Annotated in this window: 1 rRNA gene; it reads right to left on the reverse strand. The window is 49.2% G+C overall.

The features are described from left to right. A 23S ribosomal RNA gene (locus HNR50_RS22085) occupies nt 1-1,592 on the reverse strand; the annotation flags it as partial.

Raw genomic sequence — 1,592 nt, forward strand, 5'->3', positions numbered from 1 at the left:
TAACAACTCCTCTTAACCTTCCAGCACCGGGCAGGTGTCAGTCACTATACTTCTCTTTGCAGATTCGCAGTGACCTGTGTTTTTGGTAAACAGTCGATTGGACCTGGACTCTGCAACCTCGCCATTACGCGCTAGGCCATGCTTCTCCCGAAGTTACGCATGCATTTTGCCGAGTTCCTTAACGTGAGTTCTCCCGTACGCCTTAGAATACTCATCCTACCTACCTGTGTCGGTTTGCGGTACGGTTCCTGTCAACCTAACCTTAGAGATTATTTCTTGGCACCATGAATCCACACAATTCGCTTTCCCGTAGGTCCACTATCCTTAACGACTTGGCTCTCGGGGTGGATTTACCTGCCCCAATCAACACCTTGTCGCTTAGACCGGAACTACCATTCTCCGGCCGTGCTTCTCCTTATGCGTCATCCCATCGAAATTGACAGAAGTACTGGAATATTAACCAGTTTCCCATCGACTACGCTTTTCAGCCTCGCCTTAGGGGCCGACTAACCCTGGGAAGATTACCTTTACCCAGGAAACCTTAGGTTTTCGGCGGGCAGGGATCTCACCTGCCTTTTCGTTACTCATGCCTGCATTCTCACTTCTGATACCTCCAGCAACCCTTACAGATCACCTTCATCGGCCTACAGAACGCTCCTCTACCACCAACATATAAATATGCTGATCCGTAGCTTCGGTACTATGCTTAGCCCCGTTACATTGTCGGCGCACGACTACTCGACCAGTGAGCTATTACGCACTCTTTAAAGGAGTGGCTGCTTCTAAGCCAACCTCCTGGCTGTCTGGGCAATCGTACTTCCTTTTCCACTTAGCATAGTTTAGGGACCTTAGCTGACGGTCCGGGCTCTTTCCCTTTCGACCATGAATCTTATCACCCACAGTCTCACTCCCATATTTTGTTTTACGGCATTCGGAGTTTAACTAAGTTTGGTACCCGGTGAAGGGCCCTAGCCTAATCAGTGCTCTACCTCCGCAAAAAATCATATGAGGCTGATCCTAAAACCATTTCGAGGAGTACCAGCTATCTCCGAGTTTGATTAGCCTTTCACTCCTACCCACATGTCATCCCAACCTTTTTCAACAGATCCGGGTTCGGTCCTCCACTTGATTTTACTCAAGCTTCAACCTGCACATGGGTAGATCACTCGGCTTCGGGTCTACGACATACAACTAAACGCACTATTCACACTCGGTTTCCCTCCGGCTCCGGCACTTCTATGCCTTAACCTCGCTGCATATCGTAACTCGCAGGCTCATTCTACAAAAGGCACGCCATCACCCTAATAAATTAAGGCTTTGACCGCTTGTAGGTCCACGGTTTCAGGTTCTATTTCACTCCCCTCCCGGGGTTCTTTTCACCTTTCCCTCACGGTACTAATTCACTATCGGTAGCTATCTCGTATTTAGCCTTGGAGGGTGGTCCCCCCAGATTCCAGCAGGATTTCTCGTGCCCCGCTGTACTCAGGTACCACCTGAGAGCCAATTCGTTTTCACATACGGGACTTTCACCCTCTTCGGTTGCTCTTCCCAGAGACATTCCGCTAACAAACTGGTTTATCACTCTCATATAG

Origin of the sequence: Spirochaeta isovalerica, assembly GCF_014207565.1 — a bacterium.
Lineage (GTDB): Bacteria > Spirochaetota > Spirochaetia > DSM-2461 > DSM-2461 > Spirochaeta_F > Spirochaeta_F isovalerica.